This window comes from Streptomyces sp. NRRL B-24484 (assembly GCF_000717715.1).
In the GTDB taxonomy this organism is placed as follows: domain Bacteria; phylum Actinomycetota; class Actinomycetes; order Streptomycetales; family Streptomycetaceae; genus Kitasatospora.
In genome coordinates this window covers 25344-43372 of sequence record NZ_JOAI01000059.1, presented here as the reverse complement: position 1 = coordinate 43372, position 18029 = coordinate 25344, and the positions used below count along the sequence as shown (strand labels likewise).

Sequence of the window (18029 nt, the reverse complement as noted above, 5' to 3'; positions counted from 1 at the left end):
CGCCCGGGACGGCCTTCCGGCGCGCCGGTCAGGGCGCCCGTCAGGGTGCCGGGTCGGGACGCTCGGCGGGCACGGCGCCCGGCAGCAGGCCGACGGCGATCACCGTGACGATCGTGACGAGCTCCGGCAGGTCGTGGAAGCCCTCGATCGGGTACCCGCCGGCGAGCGCGGTCAGCCCGCGCATCCCGGGCGATCCGACCGTCGGGGTGAAGAAGCCCGGCAGCACCAGGACGAGCCGCGGCGGCCGGCCGGGGTGCCTGGCCGGCAGCCGGTCGAGCGGAACACCTCGGGGAAGGCCCGCACGGTGACGGCGGTCGTCCGGCCGTCCGAGTCGACGACGACGGTGGCGCCGTCCGGCACCACCGGCAGTTCCGCGCTGCCGCCGCAGGCGCGGGCCGCCCGCACGACCGAGCGCTCGACCTGCTGGGCGCCCTCGCCGCTCTGACCGGGCAGCAGCCGGGTGAGCCGGTCGAGGAAGCCGGCGAGCTCCCGGTGCGCGTCGGCCCCGACGACGGCGTCCGGTTCCCGTTCCGTCCGGCACCACCGCCGCTCGTCCGACCCGGGCGGCTCCGGGCACAACCCGTCCCCATGCTGCCCGGACGGGGCCGCCGCCGCCCGCGCGGTGCGGCCGTCCGGGAAGCGTCGTCACACGAACGGGCCGAGCCGGGTGCGCCGGCCGGGGCGGCCACGGAGGGTGGGGGAGAGCCCCACGCTGCCGGAAGGAGAGTGCGATGAGCACGATGGACGTCCCGGCCGACGAGGGCGGCCGGTCGGTCACCAGGGCACCGGCCGCACAACAGGCGGTGGCGGCGCCGCGGATGACCTGGCTGACGCTGGCCCTGATGACGACCAGTTCGGTGGCGAGCCTGCGGGCCGCGCCCACCATGGCGGTGTACGGCCTGGCCTGTGTGTTCCTCTATCTCGTCCCGGCGATCGTCTTCCTGCTGCCGACGGCGCTGGTCTCCGCCGAGCTCGCCTCCGGGTGGACGGGCGGCGTCTACAACTGGGTGGCCCAGGGGCTGTCGAAGCCGCTGGGCTTCCTCGCGGTCTGGTGCCAGTTCGCGATGACGATCTTCTACTACCCGAGCCTGCTGGCCTACGTGGCGTCCACCATCGCGTACGTGATCGATCCGGCGCTGGCCAACAGCGGCGTCTACACCGCCATCGTGATCATGGTGCTGTACTGGACCGGCGTCTGGGTGTCCTCCCGAGGGACGGGCGCGGTGGCCGGCCTCGCCTCCTGGGGCCTGGTGATCGGCACCCTGATCCCCGGCACGCTGCTGGTCGTGCTCGGCCTGGTCTTCCTCGGCCAGGGCAACCCCTCGGCCGCGCCGATGAACGCCAGTCACCTCTTCCCGGCCTGGACGGGCCTGGCCAGCCTGGTGCTGATCGTCAACAACTTCCTCAGCTACTCGGGCATGGAGATGAACGCCGTCCACGTCTCCTCGCTGAAGGACCCGCCCAAGGAGTTCCCGAAGTCGATGTTCCTGGCGATGGGCCTGGTGCTGCTGATCTTCATCCTGCCCGCGCTGGCGATCAGCTGGGTGGTGCCCGCCGACCAGCTCAGCCTGACGGCCGGCGTGATGCAGGCCTTCGACGCGTTCTTCCAGTACTTCGACATCGGCTGGCTGACACCCGTGATCGCGGTCGGCCTGGTCGCCGCCTCGCTCGGCGGCATGCTCACCTGGCTGGCCGGCCCGTCCAAGGGCCTGCTGCTGATCTCCCGCCAGGAGGGCTACCTGCCGCCGTTCCTGCAGAAGCTCAACGCGCACGGCGTCCAGCAGAACATCCTCGTCACCCAGGGCGTGGTCACCACCGTGATCGCGTTGATGTACGCGTTCATCCCGAACGTCTCCAGCGCGTACTGGATCTTCTCGGTGATCACCACCCAGGTGTATCTGATCATGTACCTGCTGATGTTCCTGGCGGCGATCCGGCTGCGCCGCAACCAGCCCGACCACCCGCGCGGCTACCACGCCCCGGCGCTGGTCACCCTCTGCGTGACCGGTCTGCTGGCCTCGGCGGCCGCCATGGTCATCGGCTTCGTGCCGTCCTCGCAGTTCAGCGGCGGCAGCGTCTGGTCGTACGTGCTGTTCGTCGGCGGCGGCCTGCTGCTGCTCGGCCTGATCATCCCGTTCGCCTTCCTGAAGTCCCGCAAGCCGAGCTGGCGGCAGCCGGAGGCCGCCGCCAAAGGGGGCGCGGCATGAGCCCGACCCGGATGGCCTCCGAGCACCGCTGGATCTACGTCGGCGCGATCGTGCTGCTGCTGGCCATGCTGGTGATCGGCCTGATCACCTACACCCAGCAGCACGCCACCAACGAGTCCTACCGCAAGGCGCAGCAGCTCTCCGACGAGCTCGTCGCGGCCGGCTACCGGGCCGTGCCGGACCAGGACCAGATCGCCAAGACGCTGGGCACCGACGGCGGCGCGGTCTGCGAGGACCCGGCCGGCACCCTGAAGAACGCCCTGTGGAAGGTCAACCTGGCGAACGGCGCGACCGGGCCCGGCCAGCGCCCGATCGTCGCCAACGCCAGGTCCGTCGAGGCCGAGGCGATCGTCCTCAACGTGTACTGCCCGGAGCAGCTGGAGGACTTCCGCAACAAGCTCGACGACCTCGACACCGCCAAGACCGTCAACACCTGATCCGGCCGGCCGTGCCGCCCACCCCGGCGGCGCGGCCCGCCCGCGCCCCGGGAGCCGCCATGTCCGACCCCGCCGACGACCTCGCAGGGCGGATCACCGCCCTGATGCCCCGTGCCCTGGCCGACCTCGCCGAGCTGGTCGCGATCCCCTCGGTCGCCGACCCCCGCCAGTACCCGCCGGAGCACTGCCGGCGGGCCGCCGAGTGGGTCGCCGCGGCCTTCACCGACGCGGGCCTGCACGACGTGCACCTCGCCGAGACGCCCGACGGCAGCCACGCCGTGATCGGCCACCGCCCGCCGCCGCCCGGCGCCCCGACCGTCCTGCTGTACTGCCACTACGACGTGCAGCCGCCGCTGGACGACGCCGCCTGGACCTCGCCGCCCTTCGAACTGACCGAGCGCGACGGCCGGTTGTACGGGCGCGGCGCCGCCGACTGCAAGGGCAACGTGGTCATGCACCTCACCGCCCTGCGCGCGCTCGGCGAGGACGTCCCGGTCGGCATCAAGTTCGTCGCCGAGGGCTCCGAGGAGCAGGGCACCGGCGGCCTGGAGGAGTACGTGCGGCAGCACACCGACGAGCTGCACGCCGACGCGCTGCTGATCTGCGACACCGGCAACGCCGAGGTCGGCGTGCCCACCGCCACCACCAGCCTGCGCGGCCTCGCCAACGTGGTCGTCACCGTGCGGACACTGGCCGGCGACATGCACTCCGGCATGTTCGGCGGACCGGCCCCGGACGCGCTCGCCGCACTGATCCGCATCCTCGACTCGCTGCGCGACGCCGACGGCGGCACCCGGATCAAGGGGCTGGACGGCGGCGGGACATGGCCCGGCGTCGGCTACGACGAGCAGCAGTTCCGCCGCGACGCGGGCGTGCTGGAGGGCGTCGCGCTGACCGGCTCCGGCACGGTCGCCGACCGGCTGTGGGCCCGGCCCGCGGTCACCGTCCTCGGCATCGACTGCCCGCCGGTGGTCGGCTCGGCCGCCGCCGTGCCGGCCACCGCCCGGGCCCGGGTGAGCCTGCGGGTGCCGCCCGGCACCGACCCGCAGGCGGCCCGCGACGCGCTCGCCGCCCACCTCACCGACGCCGCGCCGTGGGGCGCCGCGGTCGAGGTGGAGGCCGAGGGCACCGGTTCGCCGTTCCGCGCCGCCACCGACGGCCGGGCCTACACGGCGCTCGACCGGGCGATGCGGCGGGCCTACGGCAAGCCGATCTCCTTCCTCGGCCAGGGCGGCTCGATCCCGCTGTGCAACGTGCTCGCCGACACCTACCGCGAGGCGGAGATCGTCCTGATGGGCGTCGAGGAGCCGCGCTGCCTCATCCACGCGCCGAACGAGAGCGTCGATCCGTCCGAGATCGAGCACATGGCCCTTGTCGAGGCCCTGTTCCTGGGGTACTACGCAGACCGTTCCTGACCGTCCCTCCGGAGAGGCCGCCACCATGCCCGCACCGTTCACCACCGAGGACTTCGCCCGCCGGATGGCGCTGGCGGTCGAGACCGCCGCCCTCGCCGGCCTCTCCGGACTGGTCGTCACCCCCGGCCCCGACCTGGTCTACCTGACGGGCTACCGGCCGACCGCCCTGACCGAGCGGCTGACCGCGCTGCTGCTCACCCCCGACGCCGAACCCGTGCTGGTGGTTCCGCGGCTGGAGCGGCCGGACGCCGAGGCCGCCCCCGGCGCCGCCGCCGTCCGGTTCACCGACTGGACGGACGACACCGACCCCTACCGCTCGGCGGTGGCGCCGGTGCTGGACCCCGTCGGGTGCTACGGCGTCTCCGACTCCGCCTGGGCCCTGCACCTGCTGGCCCTCCAGGAGGCGCTGCCGGACAGCCGGTACGCCTCGCTGACCAGGGCGCTGCCGATGCTGCGGGCCGTCAAGGACGCCGACGAGCTGGAGCGGCTCGCCGCGGCGGGCGGCGCCGCGGACGCCACCTACCGGCGGATCCTGGAGGTCCCGTTCGCCGGCCGCACCGAGAACGAGGTCGCCGCCGACCTCGCCGCGCTGCTCCTGGAGTACGGGCACAGCCAGGTCGACTTCACCGTGGTCGGCTCCGGCCCGAACGGCGCCAACCCGCACCACGAGGCCGACGACCGGGTGATCGAGGAGGGCGACACCGTCGTCCTCGACTTCGGCGGACTCAAGGACGGCTACGGCTCCGACACCACCCGGACGGTGCACGTCGGGGAGGACGCGCCGGACGAGGTCACGGAGGTGCACGAGGTGGTGCGGCTCGCCCAGCAGGCGGCCTTCGAGGCCGTCCGGCCGGGTGTGGAGTGCCAGGAGATCGACCGGGTCGCCCGGGCCGTCATCACCGAGGCCGGGTACGGCGAGTACTTCATCCACCGCACCGGCCACGGCATCGGCCTCACCACGCACGAGCCGCCGTACATGGTCGAGGGCGAGAAGCAGCAGCTGGTGCCCGGCATGTGCTTCTCCATCGAGCCGGGGATCTACCTGCCCGGCCGGTTCGGCGTCCGCATCGAGGACATCGTCACCGTCACCCCGCACGGCGGCCGCCGCTTCAACAACACCCCGCACGAGCTGGGCAGGGTCGCCTGACCGTGTTGCCCGCGAGGACCTACGCAGCAGCCCGGGCGAACGATGCGGAGAGCCCGCCGCCCCTCCTTCCACGCCGAGCCCCGCAGGCCGGCATCTGGATGCGCCCGGCCGCGGGCCGCGTGATCCTGGGCTGAGGGGTGCCGACACGGCCGAGGAGGTGCGTTGCACGCAGGGGCTTCGGGCCGGGACGCCGCCGCCGACGCCTCGATCGCCGCGCAGGCCTCGATCGACCGGGCGGCGGCCGCGCTGGCCACGGGCGGCGAGGAGCTGCTGCGGCACGTGCTGACGGACGCTCCGGTCGGTCTCGCGCTGGTCGGGCCGGACCTGCGCTGGCAGTGGGCCAACCCGGCGTTCTGCCGCACCGCGGCCGTCGGCCCGGAGCGGCTGCTCGGCCGGGCCGTGGCCGCCACCGCGCTGGCCGCCGCCGCACCGGCCCTGGACGCGGTGCTCGTCGACGGCAGCCCGCGCGAGCCGTCCGCCGGGCACCCCGCCGTGCCCCGGCTGCGGCTGCGCGCCCGGCGGCTGGTGATCGGCGGCCGGACGGCCGGCCTGGTGGTCGCCGCCCTCGGCCCGGCCGAGGAACCGCGGCCGGCGGCGGCCGGTCCGGACCTGCCGCACGAGCTGGAGCAGGCCCGGATCCGGCTGGCCGTCCTGGACGCCGCGGCCGGGCGGATCGGCACCACCCTGGACGTCGACACCACCTGCGTGGAGCTCGCCGACTTCACGGTGCCCGCGCTGGCCGACCTGGCGACCGTCGAGCTGCTGCCGCCGGATGCGGTCGACCGCGGGGCGGCGGGCGGCACGCTGCGGCTGCACCGGGCCGCCGCGGTCTGCACGGCCGCCCTGAAGCCGCGCCTGGCGGCGCTGGCCCGCCCCGGCGAGTCGGTGCGCCACCCGGAGGGCTCGGCGGTCGCCCGGTGCCTGCGCAGCGGCGCGGCGGTGGCCGCCCCGGTGCGCGAGGGCGCCTGGCCGGGCTCCGCGGAGGAGGGCGGCCCGGCGGCGTACCGGGCGGCCGGGCTGGACTCGGTGCTGGCCGTCCCGCTGACCGCGCGCGGCCGCGTCCTCGGGGTGCTGGCGCTGGCCCGCGCCGGGGAGTCCGCGCGGGCCTTCACCGAGGACGACACTGTGCTGGTCGGCGACCTCGCGGGGCGGGCCGCCGTCGGGATCGACAACGCCCGCCGCTACACCCGTTCGCAGGGCATCGCCCTGCAGCTGCAGCGGGCGCTGCTCGCCGAGCCCGGCAACCCGCACCCGAACCTGGAGCTCGCCTCCCGCTACCTGCCCTCGGGCACCAGCTCGGTGGTCGGCGGCGACTGGTACGAGACCGTCCGGCTGCCGTTCGGGCGGACCCTGCTGGTGATGGGCGACGTCATGGGCCACGGGGTGGAGGCCGCGGTCGACATGAGCACCTACCGCTCGATGCTGCGGGACGTCGCCGGGATGGACCTGCCGCCGCACCGCATCCTGCGCCAGCTGGACGCGCTGATCTCGGAGAACGAGTCCTCCCGTCCGGCGACCTGCCTGCTCGCCCTCGCCGACCCCGGGCGCAACCGGTGGACGTTCTCCAGCGCGGGCCACCTGCCGCCCGCCCTCGTCCTGGCGGACCGGCCGACCGACCTGGTGCCGGTGCCGACCGGCCCGCCGCTCGGCACCGGCCTCGGCGGCTACGAGCAGCAGGCCCGCGAGCTGCTGCCCGACCAGGTGCTGCTGCTGTACACCGACGGCCTGGTGGAGCGGCGCGGCGAGGACATCGACGTCTCGCTGGCCCGGCTGGCCGCGCTGCGGCTGCCCGCCGCCGGCGACCTGGACGACCTGCTGGACTCGGTGCTGCACGCGCTGACGCCGGAGGCGGCGGAGGACGACGTGGCGGTGCTCGCGGCCCGTGTCCGCAGGCGCTGACCGGTCCGTCTCACGGCAGGTTCTGCTCGGCCCAGATGATCTTGCCGGTGTCGGTGTAGCGGGTGCCCCAGCGTTCGGCGATCTGCGCGACCAGGAACAGCCCGCGGCCGCCCTCGTCGGTCGAGGCGGCCTGCCGCAGCCGCGGCGAGGTGCTGCTGCCGTCGGACACCTCGCAGATCAGCGACCGGCCGAAGAGCAGCCGGACCCGGATCGGGCCGGCGGCGTGCCGGATCGCGTTGGTGACCAGTTCGCTGAGGACGAGTTCGGTGCCCGGCTCCAGCAGCTCCAGGTCCCAGCGGCGCAGGTGGGCGGTGGCGGTCGCCCGGCTCTCGGCGACGGCCGCCGGGTCGGGGGGCACCTCCCATTCGGCGACCCGGTCGGCGGGCAGCGCGCGCGTCCGGGCGACCAGCAGCGCCACGTCGTCCTCCGGGCGGTGCGGCAGCAGTTCCTCCAGCACCGCCCGGCAGGTCTCCTCCGGGCTGCGGTCGGCGTGCGAGAGCGCGGCCCGCAGCAGGTCGAGCCCGATGTCGATGTCCCTCGTCCGGGCCTCCACCAGGCCGTCGGTGTAGAGCACCAGCTGGGCGCCCTCGGGCACCTCCAGTTCGGCGGTGGTGAACGGCATGCCGCGCAGGCCGAGCGGCGGGCCGACCGGGGTGTCGGGGATCTCCACGGTGCCGTCCGGGTGGACGAGGACGGCGGGCAGGTGCCCGGCGCGGGCCAGCCGGCACCGCCGGGAGACCGGGTCGTAGACGGCGTACAGGCAGGTGGCGCCGATGATGGCGCCCTCCATGCCGCCGGCCGTCTGGCGGCGGCGTGCAGGCCGTGGCCGACCACGTCGCCGACGACCAGGGCGACCCGGGCGCCGGAGAGCGGGATGACGTCGAACCAGTCGCCGCCGACGCCCGCGTGCGCGGGCAGGTAGCGGTAGGCGGCGTCGACGGCGTCCTGCTCGGGCAGGCCGCGCGGCAGCAGGCTCTGCTGCAGGGTGACGGCCATCGGGTGGCTGCCGGTGATCGCGGCGGTGATCTGCTCCTGGGTGGTGTACTTCGCCTCGAACACGCCGTTGTTCCGGCCGAGCCGCAGCACCGCGACCCGGTCGGCGACGGCCTGCACGTCGTCCAGGTTGTGGCTGATGACGATGACCGCGTGGCCCTGTTCGCGCAGCCGGCGGATCAGGTCGAGGGTCTGCGCGCTCTGTTCCAGGCCGAGGGCGGCGGTCGGCTCGTCGAGCACCACCAGCTTGGGGTCGCCGATCAGCGAGCGGGCGATGGCGACGGCCTGCCGCTGGCCGCCGGAGAGCGACAGCACGGGGATGCGCAGGCTCGGCAGCCGCACCGAGAGGCGCTGCAGCAGGGCGCGCGAGCGCCGCTCCATCTCGACCTCGCGGAGCGTTCCGAAGCGGCGCAGCTCGCGGCCGAGGTAGAGGTTGGCGACCACGTCGAGGCTCTCGCAGAGCGCGAGGTCCTGGTAGACGGTGGCGATGCCGAGCTGCTGGGCGTCGCGGGGCCGGCGCAGCTCCACCCGGCGGCCCTCCCACTCGATCACGCCGGAGTCCGGGGCGCTCACCCCGGCGACGGCCTTGATCAGGGTGGACTTGCCGGCGCCGTTGTCGCCGACCAGGGCGACCACCTCGCCGTGGGCGACCTCCAGGTCCACGCTGCTGAGCGCCTGCAGCGTGCCGTACCGCTTGGAGATCCCGCGCAGCGACAGCAGCGGCACGCGGGCCACCCGGCCACCTCCCCTCGTCCCCGATCCGTCGGCTGGTGGCACGAGTCTGCCGCGTGGCCGGGCCCGGGTGTGTCACCAACGCGCGGCGACCGCCCGAGCGGCCCCGCCCGGTACCGGATTTCCTGCCCCGTGCGGCCCGCGGTCGGCCGGCCCGGCCGGTGCCGGGCGGTCGGACCGATCGGCGTGCCCGGCCACCGGACCGCCGGTTCCGCCGAGGTGGTCGCACGGGTGGCCGAACGCCTCCTACACTCCCTGCCGTGGAGAACCTGAAGTGCACGCAGTGCGGTGTCGTCGGGCTGGAGCCGGGCTTCGTCGAGGACACCGGCCAGTCGTCCTACGGCTACGCCCGGTGGATATCGGGTGCGCTGGAACGCGGCATCTTCGGCACGGCGAAGCGGATGGGCAAGCAGCGCTGGCAGGTCGACGCCTTCCGCTGCCCGGTCTGCGGGCACCTGGAGCTCTACGCGGTCAAGCCGGTCTGAGCCGCCGTCCCGGCTCCGGGGGCGCCGGCCGCGGCCTCCTGCTGGAGCCGGCGGGCCCGGTCGACGATGCCGGGGATCGCGGCGTACAGCGACTCGCCCGGGCAGAGCGTGCAGAACGCGTCCCGGTGACCGGAGACCGCGTTGAACATGTGCGTCGCCCCGACCGGGAAGCGGCTGCCGCTGTTGGTGGAGGTGAGCTCGGAGCGGGCGTCGGCGCGCACCCCGTGCAGGCCGAGCTTCCACGCCGCCAGCCGGGCGATCGAGTCCAGGACGGCCGGCGGGACCTCCGTCCCTGCGTTGTACGTGCCGATCGCCGCGATGCCCACCGTGTCGCGGTTGAAGCCCATGGTGTGGGCGCCGACCACCGGGCGGTCGACGCCGCCGAGGCGGCCCTCCCAGATCCGGCCGAAGCGGTCGACGAGGAAGTTGTAGCCGATGTCGTCCCAGCCGCGGAACTCCAGGTGGTCGCGGCGGATCGCGCGCAGGATGTCCGGCACCGCGTCCGCGGTGTAGGAGTTCGGGTCGTCGGTGTGGTGCACCAGCACCGCCCGGACCGCCCGGTCGTACTGCACCTTCGGCACCTGGTCGGCGGACTGCCAGGTGGAGCGCAGCACGATCGGCGGCGCCGCGGGGACGGGGAGCGCCACGGCGGCCGGCGGCACCGCTGCCGGGGGCGGGCCGTCGGCGGCGGCCGAGCGGCGCGGGCGGGCCATGGCCGGCAGCGCGGTCACGGCCCCGGCCGCGACGGCCTGGACGGCACGGCGCAGCACCAGACGACGGTTGATGTCCATGCCACGGAAGCTACGGTCCGCCCGTCCGCCCCGCACCTCGTCGCCCGCGTGTCCGGTCCGTCCGCCGTACCCCCTACGCCGACCGGGTCCGTCGGGGCTCCTGACCGGCCGTCGGGCTGACCCTCCGTCGGCACCGGCCCGGTCCGGCGTGTCGCACCGGGCCGGCAGCACCGTCGGGGCTGTCGGGACGGTCGGCGGAACCGTCCGGGGCCGTCCCGGCGTCTCCAGTCGACGTCGCCGCCCGGTGATCACCGCGATCGCGGGGCCCGGGCCGTCCGGCGGCGGGTCGAGCGGCGTCCGGTGCACGGGCGCGGAAGGCGGGGGTGTCGGATGGTCGGAGTTGTGGCGGAGGTCGAGGCCCCTGCACCGGCGCCGGCCGCGCCCGGCCGCCGGTGGCTGCGCGTGCTGCGGCTCGCCGTGCTGGCCTGCTGCGCACTGGTGCTGCTGGTGCCGGCGGCGCTGATCGTGGTGCGTCTCGGCGGGCTGGACGACGGGACGGACCTGGCGCTGCCGGTCGCCGGCGTGCCGTACGTGGCGCTGCTGAGCGTGCTGGTGGTGTTCACCACCGCGCTGCTGCGGGCCCGGGCGCTGGCGGCGGTGGCCGTCGCGCTGACCGCGGTGCAGCTGTTCTGGCTGGTGCCGCGGTTCGTCGGGGACGGCGGCGGGGTGCCGACGTCCGCGCCGCGGCTGCGGCTCGCCACCAGCAACGCCTACCTGGGGCAGGTGGATCCGGCGGCGCTGGTGCGGCTGGCCCGCGAGGAGCGGGTGGACGTGCTGGCGGTGGAGGAGTCGAGCCCGAAGCTGGCCGAGGGCCTGGAGCGCGCAGGGATGGCCGGGGTGCTGCCGTACAAGGTGGCGGGCCCGCACTCCGACACCGCGCTGTACTCCCGGCTGCCGCTCTCTGCGGCCCGGGTGCCGGACGCCCCGTTCTCCGACGATCCGACCTCGGCCGAGGTGTCGGTGGAGGGCCGGACGGTACGGATCGTCGCCGTGCACACGTACTACCCGCTGGGCGATTCGCGGAAGTGGGCGGCGGGCTTCGACGCGATCCGCTCGGACGTCGCCGGGCGCACCCGCAACGCCGTCGTGCTCGGCGACTTCAACGCCACCCTGGACCACACGCCGATGCGGCGGCTGCTCGGCACCGGGCTGACCGACACCCACGCCGAGCTGGGCCGGGGCTTCGACGGCACCTGGCCCGCGGACCGCCCGGTGCTGCCGCCGGTGCTGCAGATCGACCACGTGCTGCACGGCGACGCGCTGAAGGCCGTCACCGTCGCCGAGCGCACCCTGCCGGGCACCGACCACCGCGCGGTCGTCGCCGAGCTCGCCGTCACCGGCTGACGTCCACCGGCCGTCCCTCGTACGCCTACGATCACTGGTGCAACGCCGCCGGGCCCGGCCGGGCCCGGCGGACCACGAGGCAGGGGGTCGGCACGGTGGACGTGGGATTCGTCGGTCTGGGCACGATGGGCCGCGGGATGGTCCGTCAACTGCTGGCGGCCGGACACCGGGTGACGGTGTGGAACCGCTCGCCGGAGCCGGTGCGGGAGCTGGTGGCGGAGGGCGCCGAGGCCGCGGACGGGCCGGCCGGGGTGTGGCGGTGCGAGGCCGTGGTGTCGATGCTCGCGGACGACGCCGCCGTCGAGTCGGTGCTGCTGGACGAGGAGGTGCTGGCCGCCGCGGCGGCCGGCGTGCACGTCAACATGGCGACCGTCTCGCCCGCGCTGGCGCGCCGGGCCGCGGAGCTGCACGCCCGGCACGGCGTGGCCTACGTGGCGGCGCCGGTGCTGGGCCGTGGCGAGGTCGCCGCGGCGGGGAACCTGGCGATCCTGGCGGCCGGTCCGGCCGACGCCCTGGACCGGGTCGCCCCGCTGTTCGAGGCGATGGGGCGGCGGACCTGGCGGCTCGGCGACCGGCCGGAGATCGCCAGCACGGCGAAGGTCTGCGCCAACTTCGTGCTGGTGTCGGCCGTCGAGGCGGTGGCGGAGGCGACCGCGCTCGGCGAGGCGAGCGGGCTGGCCGCCGGGGACCTGCTGTCCGTGCTGACCGGCACGGTCTTCCCCGGGCCGGTGTACGAGGGGTACGGCGCGATGATCGCCGAACGGCGGTACGAGCCCGCCGGGTTCCGGCTCGACCTGGGCTTCAAGGACGTCGGCCTGGCGCTGGACACCGCGGCCGCCGCCCGGGTGCCGATGCCGCTCGCCGGGGTGCTGCGCGACGCGCTGCTGGAGGGCGTGGCGCACGGCCGCGGCGCGCAGGACCTGGCGGCGCTCGGCGAGACCTCGCGGCACCGGGCCGCACTCCCCCGCGCGGCCGATGGCGCTCCGGACAACGGCGCACCGGACCCCGATCCGCGAACATGACATTTCGTCAAAAGCCTTGTGGCGGGCCGGCACCACGCCTAGGTTGTGCGACGGGTTAAACGTACTTACACCGTCGCTTGACTTCGCCGCCCCGGGAGACCCCTGTTGCGCAGCCGTCTGTGGACCACCCTCGCGGCGGGCCTCGTGTCCGCCTGTCTGCTCCCCTCCCCCGCGTTCGGTGCGGACGGGCCCGCCCGCACCGGCGCACCCGCCGCCGCGGCCGCCACCCGGGCGGCCGACCTCAAGGACCGGCTCGCCGCGATCCCGGGCATGACCGTCGTCCAGGAGAAGCCGGTCGACGGCTACCGCTTCTTCGTGCTGACGTACACCCAGCCGGTCGACCACGACCACCCCGGGCGCGGCAGCTTCCAGCAGCGACTCACCGTGCTGCACCGCGGCGCCGACCGGCCGACCGTCTTCTCCGCCAGCGGCTACGGACTGCCGGCCGACCCCGGCGCGTCCCGCTCCGAGCCCACCCGGCTGCTCGACGCCAACCAGGTCTCGCTCGAGTACCGGTTCTTCCGCGGCTCGGAGCCCGCCACCGGCGGCGACTGGTCGACCCTGAACATCCGTCAGGCCACCGCCGACCAGCACGCGGTGTTCACCGCACTGAAGGCGCTCTACCCCGGCCGCTGGATCGCCACCGGCGGCAGCAAGGGCGGCATGAACGCCGCCCACTACGAGCGGTTCCACCCCGGCGACATGGACGGCACGGTCGCCTACGTCGCCCCGGACGACGCCGCCCGGCCCGGCGACCGCGCCTACGCGGACGTCATCCGCAGCAACGGCACCCCCGAGTGCCGGGCCGCGATCGCCGGCGCCCAGGTGGAGGCGCTGCGCCGCCGCACCGCGCTCACCGCCCGCTACGAGCGGTACGCCCACGACAACGGCTACACCTTCTCCGCCGAGTTCATGGGCAGCGCCGACAAGGCCCTGGAGGCCGTGGTCGTCGACACGCCGTGGGCGTTCTGGCAGTACGGCACCGAGGCCGACTGCGCGGCTGTCCCCGGCCGGGACGCCACCGACCAGCAGCTGTGGGACTGGTTCGACGCCGTCGACGGCTTCTCCTTCTACACCGACCAGACGCTCTCGTACTACGCGCCGTACTACTACCAGGCGGCCACCGAGCTCGGCGCGCCCGAGGTGACGTACCCGCAGCTCAAGGGCCTGCTGAAGTACCGGATCTCGGTGTGGGACTACATCCCGGACAAGGTCGCCCGGCGCCCCTTCGACCCGGGCCCGACCCGGGACGTCGACCACTGGATCCGCCGCAACGCCCGCAACACCCTCTTCGTCTACGGCGGCCGCGACCCGTGGAGCGCCGAGCGCTTCACCGTCTCCGCCCGGACCCGCGACAGCCACGTGCTGACGGTCGCCGACGGCAACCACGGCGCCTCGATCACGGCCCTCGCCCCGGCCGACCGCACCGTGGCCACCGACGCGCTGTTCCGGTGGGCCGGCCTGACCCCGGCCGGCGGCAGCGGCCTCGCGGCGTCCCCGGCACCGGCCCCGTACGACGCCGCCCTCGACACGCCCGACCCGGCCGAACGCCACCGCCTGCCCGGCCTGCCCGGCTGAGCGCCCGGGCCGGCCTCGCCCGGGTCAGCCGACGCCGTGCGTCAGGTCGGTGACGGAGACGACGCCGTCCACCGACCGGCACAGCCGGCGCACGACCCGGGCGAGGCCGGGCGGGTCGATCGTGCCGCGGAGGGTCACCCGCCCCTGGTCGACCTCGACCGCGACGGCGTCCGGGCCGACCCCGTCGACCGCGCCGAGCACGTCCTCGACGATCTCCCGGCGGACGGCCCGGTCGTCGCGCAGGTAGACCCGCACCAGGTCGGCCCGGGCGACCACGCCGATCAGCCGGCCGTCCCCGTCGACCACGGGCAGCCGCTTCACCCCGTGGCGCTCCATCCGCCGGGCGGCGGCCACCACACTGGCGTCCGGCGCGATGCAGACCGGCGGGGCGGACATCAGCTCCCCGGCGGTCGCCGCGTCGGTCTCCGGCAGCGGCAGGGTGCGCGCCTCGTCCGGATCGTCCTGGACGGCCTGGCGGTGCAGCAGGTCGGCCTCCGACACCACGCCGATCGGCCGGTCCGACGGGTCGACCACCGGGACGGCGCCGATCCGGTGCACCGCCAGCGTGGCCACGATCTCGCGCAGCCCCGCGCCGGGCGGGACGGCGACCACCTCCCGGGTCATCACCTCGGCCACCGACCTGTGCCTCATGGCCCGCCACCCCCGTCCTGCCCGTCGGCCGGTCCGACCAGCCGGCCCGTCACCGTCTCCGGGACGATCCGGATCCACAGCGTCCGGTGGCCGCCCGCCCAGGGCTCCGCGGCGGCGAGCGCGGCCAGCCGCCGTTCCTCGTCCGGGTCGCGCACCCGTTCCGCCCGGCCGCCGAGCAGCACGCTCCAGCCGCTGCTGCGGCGGTCGTCGATGCGGTCCACCTCGAAGGCGACGTCGTCCCCGGCCGCGGCGGCCGCGGCACCGAAGTCGGCCGTCCGGAAGGCGACGGTGGTGCCGTCGACGGTGTAGTTGACCGGCAGCACCAGCGGGAAGCGCTGCCCCGGGAGGGCGATCCGGCCGACGCCGTGGGTGCCGAGCCGGTCCCAGCACTCCTGCTCGGTGAGCCGGAGCAGCCGGGGGCGCGCCGCGGCCCCCGTACGGCCCGGCGGCGCGTCGGTGCGGCCCTCGACCAGGTCGTCCCGGCTCACGCCGAGCACCCGGGCCAGCCGGAAGACCGCGCCGGGGTCGAAGCCCGGACCGAAGTCCAGCAGCTGTCCGAGGTAGCGCGGCGCCATGCCGGCCCGGGCGGCCGCCTCGTCCTGGCTCAGCCCGAGCTGCCGGCAGCGGGTGACGACCCGTCGCGCGATGTCGTCGGGGTGGCCGGCGGCCTGCTCGGGGGCGGCGGCCGGGGTGCTGGTGATCTCGTTCATGTCCGGTGACCGTTCGTGCGGCGACGCTCCGGTGCCCCCCGTTCCAGGGTCGGACCGCGACCCCGCCGGCGCCAGGGCCGAAGGCCTCGCGACCGGGGCCGACCGGCCCCATCGGCCCCGCCCGCGGCCGGATGCGGGCCCCCGGACGGCGGCATAGCGTGGCTGCCCGGGGGTGCCGTCGCGAGGGTGAGGTGGAGCGGTGCGCCGTCCCGCGGAGGACTGGCAGCTCGCGTACGAGGGCTTCGACCCCGCCGCGGAGGGTGTGCGCGAAGCGCTCTGCGCGGTCGGGAACGGCTACCTGGTCACCCGCGGCGCCGCCCCGGAGTCCACCGCCGACGGCACCCACTACCCGGGGACGTACCTGGCCGGCTGCTACGACCGCGCGGCCACCGTGGTCGACGGGCGGCAGGTCGAGAACGAGGACCTGGTCAACTGCCCCAACTGGCTGCCGCTCACCTTCCGGCCGGCCGGCGGTGACTGGTTCACCGGCCCGCCCGCCACCCAGCGCCTGGTGCTCGACCTGCGCCGGGGCGTCCTGACCAGGCACGCCCTGGTGGAGGACGGCGAGGGGCGCCGGACCCGGCTCGTCCAGCGGCGGATCGCCAGCCAGGCGCAGCCGCACCTGGTCGCCCTGGAGACCGAGCTGCTGCCGGAGAACTGGTCCGGGCCGATGGAGGTCCGATCGGCGCTGGACGGCACCGTCACCAACTCCGGCGTGGCCCGCTACCGCGGCCTCGCCCGGCGGCACCTCCGGCCGGTCGAGCAGGGCGCCGGCCCCGACGGCCTGCTCCTGCTGCAGGTCGCCCTCGCCCATGCGTCGCGGCGGATCGCCCTCGCCGCCCGCACCCGCGTCCACCGCTCGGGCGTCCCCGTCCCCGCCGACACCGTCGTGCGCACCGCCCCGGGCCGGGCGGCGCAGCTGCTCACCGTGGAGGTCGCGCGGGGCGTGCCCGTCACCGTGGAGAAGACCGTCGCCGTGCACACCGACCGCGATCCGGCGGTCGGCGCGCCGCTGCACGCCGCGACCGTGCTGGCCGCGGCCGCCGGGGACTTCGGGGAGCTGCTGGACGAGCACGCGCTGCGCTGGGCCGAGCTGTGGCGCCGCTGCCGGACCGACGCCGACTTCGACGGGATAGGCACGATCCGCCTGCACCTCTTCCACCTGCTGCAGACCTACTCCGAGCACTCCGTCGACCTCGACGTCGGCATCCCGGCCCGCGGGCTGCACGGCGAGGCCTACCGCGGCCACGTCTTCTGGGACGAGCTCTTCGTCCTGCAGCTGTTCAACCTGCGCTTCCCCGAGCTCGCCCGGGGCGTGCTCCACCACCGGCAACGGCGGCTCGGCGCGGCCCGCCTCGCCGCCCGCGACGCCGGGCTGCGCGGTGCGATGTACCCCTGGCAGAGCGCGACCGAGGGCCGCGAGGAGTCGCAGCGGCTGCACCTCAACCCGCTGTCCGGCCGCTGGCTGCCCGACCACAGCCACCTGCAGCGGCACGTCGGCTCCGCCGTCGCCTACAACGTCTGGCAGTACTACCAGGCCACCGGGGACCTCGACTTCCTGGCCGACACCGGCGCCGAGATGCTGCTGGAGATCGCCCGGTTCTGGTCCTCGGCCGCCGAGTGGAACGCGGAGCGCGAGCGGTACTCGATCCGCGGCGTGCTCGGGCCGGACGAGTACCACGACGCCTACCCGTGGGCCGACCGGCCCGGCCTGGACGACAACGCCTACACCAACGTGCTCGCCTCCTGGGTGCTGGCCCGCGCCCTGGACGCCCTCGACGCGCTGCCCGGCTACCGGCGCGACGAGCTGCTGGAACGCCTCGACCTCGACCGCGCCGAACGCGACCGCTGGCAGGAGGTCGGCCGGCGCCTGCACGTGCCCTTCCACGACGGGGTGATCAGCCAGTTCGACGGTTACGAGCGCCTCGCCGAGCTCGACTGGGAACGCTACCGGCGGCACTACCCCGACCTGCGGCGCCTCGACCGGATCCTGGAGGCGGAGGGCGACACCGTCAACCGCTACAAGGCCTCCAAGCAGGCGGACGCCCTGATGCTCTCCTACCTCTTCTCCGACCACGAGCTGCGCGGCCTGCTGCGCCGACTCGGCTACCCGGCCGGGGAGGAGCTGCTGCGCCGCACCGTCCGTCACTACCTCCCGCGCACCGTGCACGGCTCGACCCTCAGCGCGGTGGTGCACGCCTGGGTGCTGACCCGCTCGAACCGGCGGGCGTCCTGGCGGTTCTTCCGCGACGCGCTGGCCGCCGACCGCGAGGACCTGCAGGGCGGCACCACCGCCGAGGGCGTCCACCTCGGCGCCATGGCCGGCACCGTGGACCTGCTGCAGCGCTGCTACACCGGCCTGGAGATCCGCGAGGACGCACTCTGGCTGGACCCGCGGCTGCCCTCCGAACTGGGCCGCCTGGAGCTGGACCTGCGCTACCGCGGCCACTGGGGGGTGACCGTCGCGGTCGACCGGCGTTCGGTGGCCGTCTCGCTGCCGGAGGGGCGGCAGCAGCCGATCCGGGTCCGGCTGCGCGGCTCGTGCTTCACCGTGCGGCCGGGCGAGCACCGCGTCCTGTCGCTCTGAGCCCCGGCCGGCGCCGCGGCCGTCGGGGTCA

The 18029-nt window shown here is 75.4% G+C and carries 15 protein-coding genes and 2 pseudogenes; 10 read left to right on the top strand and 7 right to left on the bottom strand.

Annotation, left to right across the window (positions count from 1 at the left end; translation table 11 throughout):
- Nucleotides 1-40: 40 nt before the first annotated feature.
- Nucleotides 41-184: a hypothetical protein gene (locus IE98_RS51440; protein ID WP_234443816.1), complete on the bottom strand. Its 144-nt coding sequence runs from the start codon at nt 182-184 to the stop codon at nt 41-43.
- Entirely contained in the window at nt 172-579 is a 408-nt protein-coding gene (locus IE98_RS51435) for a hypothetical protein (RefSeq protein WP_030276352.1), read from the bottom strand. Before IE98_RS51435 ends, IE98_RS51440 begins: the two co-directional genes overlap by 13 nt.
- Before the next feature lie 152 nt (nt 580-731).
- Here IE98_RS51435 and IE98_RS0136640 point away from each other — a divergent pair, with 152 nt between their 5' ends.
- The 5 genes from IE98_RS0136640 (at nt 732) to IE98_RS0136620 (ending at nt 7105) form a co-directional block, all read left to right on the top strand.
- Nucleotides 732-2207, top strand: coding sequence for an APC family permease (locus IE98_RS0136640; protein WP_030276351.1), 1476 nt, complete (start codon nt 732-734; stop codon nt 2205-2207).
- Entirely contained in the window at nt 2204-2644 is a 441-nt protein-coding gene (locus IE98_RS0136635) for a hypothetical protein (RefSeq protein WP_030276350.1), read from the top strand. Before IE98_RS0136640 ends, IE98_RS0136635 begins: the two co-directional genes overlap by 4 nt.
- A 59-nt stretch (nt 2645-2703) precedes the next feature.
- A complete protein-coding gene (locus IE98_RS0136630; RefSeq protein WP_030276349.1) occupies nt 2704-4059 on the top strand; it encodes a dipeptidase in 1356 nt (451 codons plus the stop codon).
- 25 nt (nt 4060-4084) lie between these two features.
- The gene (locus IE98_RS0136625; RefSeq protein WP_030276348.1) at nt 4085-5206 is read left to right on the top strand and encodes an aminopeptidase P family protein; all 1122 of its coding nucleotides are present in this window, start codon (nt 4085-4087) and stop codon (nt 5204-5206) included.
- 162 nt (nt 5207-5368) lie between these two features.
- Nucleotides 5369-7105 (top strand): PP2C family protein-serine/threonine phosphatase, encoded by a 1737-nt coding sequence (locus IE98_RS0136620; protein ID WP_078661594.1) that lies wholly within the window; start codon nt 5369-5371, stop codon nt 7103-7105.
- Between the two features lie 10 nt (nt 7106-7115).
- Here IE98_RS0136620 and IE98_RS51430 read toward each other — a convergent pair.
- Both IE98_RS51430 and IE98_RS51425 read right to left on the bottom strand, forming a co-directional pair.
- Nucleotides 7116-8116: pseudogene (locus tag IE98_RS51430) on the bottom strand (ATP-binding SpoIIE family protein phosphatase); the annotation flags it as partial.
- A pseudogene (locus IE98_RS51425) lies at nt 8090-8833 on the bottom strand (ATP-binding cassette domain-containing protein); the annotation flags it as partial. The pseudogenes IE98_RS51430 and IE98_RS51425, both read right to left, overlap by 27 nt.
- A 257-nt stretch (nt 8834-9090) precedes the next feature.
- On the opposite strand from IE98_RS51425, the gene IE98_RS0136605 reads away from it, so the two are divergent.
- Nucleotides 9091-9315 carry a hypothetical protein gene (locus IE98_RS0136605; protein WP_030276343.1) on the top strand — a complete coding sequence of 75 codons (225 nt, stop codon included), beginning with the start codon at nt 9091-9093 and terminating at the stop codon, nt 9313-9315.
- Here IE98_RS0136605 and IE98_RS0136600 read toward each other — a convergent pair.
- A complete protein-coding gene (locus tag IE98_RS0136600; RefSeq protein ID WP_234443815.1) occupies nt 9294-10106 on the bottom strand; it encodes a peptidoglycan recognition protein in 813 nt (270 codons plus the stop codon). The two genes, IE98_RS0136605 and IE98_RS0136600, sit on opposite strands and share 22 nt — an antisense overlap.
- Before the next feature lie 342 nt (nt 10107-10448).
- Here IE98_RS0136600 and IE98_RS43650 point away from each other — a divergent pair, with 342 nt between their 5' ends.
- The 3 genes from IE98_RS43650 (at nt 10449) to IE98_RS0136585 (ending at nt 14050) form a co-directional block, all read left to right on the top strand.
- Entirely contained in the window at nt 10449-11450 is a 1002-nt protein-coding gene (locus IE98_RS43650; RefSeq protein WP_234443814.1) for an endonuclease/exonuclease/phosphatase family protein, read from the top strand.
- A gap of 95 nt (nt 11451-11545) precedes the next feature.
- Nucleotides 11546-12472, top strand: coding sequence for an NAD(P)-dependent oxidoreductase (locus tag IE98_RS0136590; RefSeq protein ID WP_052391453.1), 927 nt, complete (start codon nt 11546-11548; stop codon nt 12470-12472).
- 102 nt (nt 12473-12574) lie between these two features.
- Nucleotides 12575-14050, top strand: a complete 1476-nt coding sequence (locus IE98_RS0136585) for a S28 family serine protease (RefSeq protein WP_078661592.1) — start codon at nt 12575-12577, stop codon at nt 14048-14050.
- A 24-nt stretch (nt 14051-14074) separates the two neighbouring features.
- Here IE98_RS0136585 and IE98_RS0136580 read toward each other — a convergent pair whose 3' ends face one another.
- Both IE98_RS0136580 and IE98_RS0136575 read right to left on the bottom strand, forming a co-directional pair.
- The gene (locus IE98_RS0136580) at nt 14075-14701 is read right to left on the bottom strand and encodes a CBS domain-containing protein (RefSeq protein ID WP_030276333.1); all 627 of its coding nucleotides are present in this window, start codon (nt 14699-14701) and stop codon (nt 14075-14077) included.
- A complete protein-coding gene (locus IE98_RS0136575) occupies nt 14698-15411 on the bottom strand; it encodes a helix-turn-helix domain-containing protein (RefSeq protein WP_052391452.1) in 714 nt (237 codons plus the stop codon). Before IE98_RS0136575 ends, IE98_RS0136580 begins: the two co-directional genes overlap by 4 nt.
- A gap of 199 nt (nt 15412-15610) precedes the next feature.
- On the opposite strand from IE98_RS0136575, the gene IE98_RS0136570 reads away from it, so the two are divergent.
- Nucleotides 15611-17998 carry a glycoside hydrolase family 65 protein gene (locus IE98_RS0136570; RefSeq protein ID WP_030276330.1) on the top strand — a complete coding sequence of 796 codons (2388 nt, stop codon included), beginning with the start codon at nt 15611-15613 and terminating at the stop codon, nt 17996-17998.
- Nucleotides 17999-18029 lie beyond the last annotated feature (31 nt).

Excerpts from the sequence above, each read along its gene's own strand:
- IE98_RS51440 (WP_234443816.1), bottom strand. The coding sequence starts at position 184 with ATGCGCGGGCTGACCGCGCTCGCCGGCGGGTACCCGATCGAGGGCTTC.
- IE98_RS0136640 (WP_030276351.1), top strand. The coding sequence starts at position 732 with ATGAGCACGATGGACGTCCCGGCCGACGAGGGCGGCCGGTCGGTCACC.
- IE98_RS0136635 (WP_030276350.1), top strand. The coding sequence starts at position 2,204 with ATGAGCCCGACCCGGATGGCCTCCGAGCACCGCTGGATCTACGTCGGC.
- IE98_RS0136630 (WP_030276349.1), top strand. The coding sequence starts at position 2,704 with ATGTCCGACCCCGCCGACGACCTCGCAGGGCGGATCACCGCCCTGATG.
- IE98_RS0136625 (WP_030276348.1), top strand. The coding sequence starts at position 4,085 with ATGCCCGCACCGTTCACCACCGAGGACTTCGCCCGCCGGATGGCGCTG.
- IE98_RS0136600 (WP_234443815.1), bottom strand. The coding sequence starts at position 10,106 with ATGGACATCAACCGTCGTCTGGTGCTGCGCCGTGCCGTCCAGGCCGTC.
- IE98_RS0136580 (WP_030276333.1), bottom strand. The coding sequence starts at position 14,701 with ATGAGGCACAGGTCGGTGGCCGAGGTGATGACCCGGGAGGTGGTCGCC.
- IE98_RS0136575 (WP_052391452.1), bottom strand. The coding sequence starts at position 15,411 with ATGAACGAGATCACCAGCACCCCGGCCGCCGCCCCCGAGCAGGCCGCC.